This is a genomic window from Butyricicoccus sp., assembly GCF_050872565.1.
Classification (GTDB): Bacteria; Bacillota; Clostridia; order Oscillospirales; family Butyricicoccaceae; genus Butyricicoccus_A.
Map to the genome: position 1 here is coordinate 1 of NZ_JBNMHC010000325.1, position 2,519 is coordinate 2,519.

4 protein-coding genes are annotated in these 2,519 nt (G+C 50.9%); all 4 read right to left on the reverse strand.

From position 1 onward, the window contains the following. The coding region (locus ACR0P9_RS10820; RefSeq protein ID WP_432620032.1) for a 5-formyltetrahydrofolate cyclo-ligase at positions 1-467 on the reverse strand (467 nt) is incomplete at its 3' end. A gap of 61 nt (positions 468-528) precedes the next feature. Continuing rightward, complete coding sequence (locus ACR0P9_RS10825; RefSeq protein ID WP_432620034.1) at positions 529-1,068, reverse strand: DJ-1/PfpI family protein; 540 nt, start codon at positions 1,066-1,068, stop codon at positions 529-531. Positions 1,069-1,089: 21 nt separating this feature from the next. Then, positions 1,090-1,908, reverse strand: a complete 819-nt coding sequence (locus tag ACR0P9_RS10830; RefSeq protein ID WP_432620036.1) for a GNAT family N-acetyltransferase — start codon at positions 1,906-1,908, stop codon at positions 1,090-1,092. Further along, a partial coding sequence (locus ACR0P9_RS10835) for a DUF2156 domain-containing protein (RefSeq protein ID WP_432620038.1) occupies positions 1,905-2,519 on the reverse strand: 615 nt, incomplete at its 5' end. The genes ACR0P9_RS10835 and ACR0P9_RS10830, both read right to left, overlap by 4 nt.

Below are 2,519 nucleotides of genomic sequence, written 5' to 3' on the forward strand. Positions count from 1 at the left end.
CAGTCGCAGTGCATGTCATGTTCCTCTGTGGGGACTTCCGGCAGCAATCGCTCCTGTGCGCACAGCACCATGCGAGTTCCTGCTGTCTGAGGAAGAAATCGGTCATAAAATCCGCCGCCATATCCCAGTCGTGCACCGGATGCATCGCACGCAAGAGCAGGAACCAGACACAAATCAATTTCTTCTGGCAAAATCGCTGTGCATTGCTCCCCCGGTTCAGGAATACCAAAGGTCTGTTCTGTCAAATCCGCTTCCGAACGGATCCGTCGCGCAATCATGCGATGTCCACGCAGGCATTTTGGTACACACACGCACTTTCCCTGCTTCCATGCATCTTCGAGAATGGCGTGCGTATCAATCTCTTCTGCTGTTGACCAGTACGCAAACACAACGTCGGCGTGCTGGTATGCGGAACTTTCCAGCACACGCTGACAGATCTGCCGGTCGATAGACTGTTTTCTTTCCATTGGCATATCTCTGCGCTGTTGCAGCAACAGAGTACGCAATTGCTTTTTTTGTGTCTCCATCTCAGCGGCTCTCAATTCCGTGGCGAACCTTTTGGACAGCTTCCGCACCGCGCAATACTTCTACCATCTTAAGTCCCAGTTCAATGGATGCTGCTGCGCCGCAGGCGGTAATGACCTTTCCGTCTACACATACCATGCAATCCTTGCGCACATGAGCAGATCCCATCTTGTCATCAACGCTAAAATGGCAAACTGCCTGCTTGCCGTCCAAAGCACCCTTTGCTGCCAAAACGGACGGTGCTGCACAAATCGCAGTCAGATAGCAGTCATGCTCCAGGCAATATGCAATGGCTTTGTCAATGACCGGTTTGTCAAAATAGTTCTTTGTTCCCGGACCACCCGGCAGGAAAATCATCTCACAGTCGGACAAATCCAACTGTTCCGGTGTGATGTCCGCCTCAATGGTAAAGCCCAGCTTGCTGGTGATCGTCTTTCCGGTTACACCGACACGGGTAAACGGAATTCCTGCGCGAGACAGCATGTCCAGCGGTGCAATGAGTTCTGTATCTTCATATCCATCTACATGAAAAACATATACCATATGCTCGATTTGCCTCCTTTATCAGTTAAACAGCAAATTAAAATATCCATCCTGCACCGGTGTATCCTCGTGATACCGAATGCAGCCCAGTTTTTGTTCGTTTCCTTCCAAGGTCAATCGCATCGTCTGGCAGTGCAGTTGCTGAAGCACAGCTTGTGCCAGAGCATTCTGTTCTGTGCCGCAGATTTCCTGCGCCCACAGCTTGCCTGCGTCGTCATGCCAAACAAATGCATACGTGGTCAATGCGTCCTGCTGTTCTAAACCGTATACTCCAGCGCCGAGCGCATCAAACAGCGCGAGCTGCTGCTTCCAGTCCTGTTCTGTACGCAGCAGACGCATTCCCTGTGTCTGTGTATACAGCCAGTCTAATGCCGGAATATCGCTGGCATTTAATCGGCGTAAATGGCCAGCAACCGGTTCATTTGTATTCGTTACGATTTGATTGGACACATAAAACGCAGGCCGATAACCAAACTGATCGTAAAAGCCATACAGCCATTCTTCCTGCGGAATTAGAATAGAAGCAGCGCGTCCGTGTTTCTGATCCCAATCAAACGAAGCTTGCAGCAGACGATCCATCCGGTGCTGTCGGCGATACTCCGGTGCCGTGCAGGCACCATAGATATACGTCACCGGACGCACACCGCGTGCATCACGCAGCTGGTACGGCAGCATTTGAACCATCGCGCACAGCTTGCCGTCCTCTTCATCGACGAGCGTCACATCCGAGCGATAGATATTCGCAAAAAACCACTCTCGGAACGCCTCGTCACCCGGAAAACAGCGCGTCCATAGGGATACAACTGCTTCTACGTCTGCCTGTTCTGCCCATCGAATCATGCTTTCACCGCCATATACTTTTTGCCCATCATAACCGGATGATAGGACAGCTTCGCCTTGCGCAAGCCTTCCAGTCCTAAGTCATCCTCTCGGTTGACATACGTATAGCTTTCCATGGCGTGCTGTACAAACTGCTGGTTAATCATCGGATATGCCCCCGGAATCGACGCCTCTGCCTTTTCCAGCTGAACAACAAACGTGTCGTGGCTGACTGGACATCCCATCGTGAAGGCAATGACCTTGCCGTCCAGACGCAGAATGCCGCCCTTCATGCCAAGTGCTTCTCGGTTGTTCAGTGCCAGAGAAACCGCACAGGTTTCACCAGAGTACATCAAGCCATTTGGACAGTTGTCGCCATCCTGTGCCCAATGAATATGGAAATCATAGGCTTCCTGCTTGTTTGCATCGGTGATTTCTTCATAAGACCAACGTCCGTCGTAGGTCTTCTTGAAGCGGTTGACAAAATTTCGCTTGGACTGCAATTTCTTGCCGGACAGCGTTGCCATCTTATTGGCATCATAGATATAATCTGCACCGTCAATATAGTCGGAAATAACGTAGTATCCCGGCAGGACAGCTTCAAACTCCTGAATCATATCTTCCGGAATGCA

What these genes read in the sequence shown, in the direction of transcription:
- ACR0P9_RS10825 (WP_432620034.1), bottom strand. Translation starts at nt 1,068, where the DNA reads ATGGTATATGTTTTTCATGTAGATGGATATGAAGATACAGAACTCATT.
- ACR0P9_RS10830 (WP_432620036.1), bottom strand. Translation starts at nt 1,908, where the DNA reads ATGATTCGATGGGCAGAACAGGCAGACGTAGAAGCAGTTGTATCCCTA.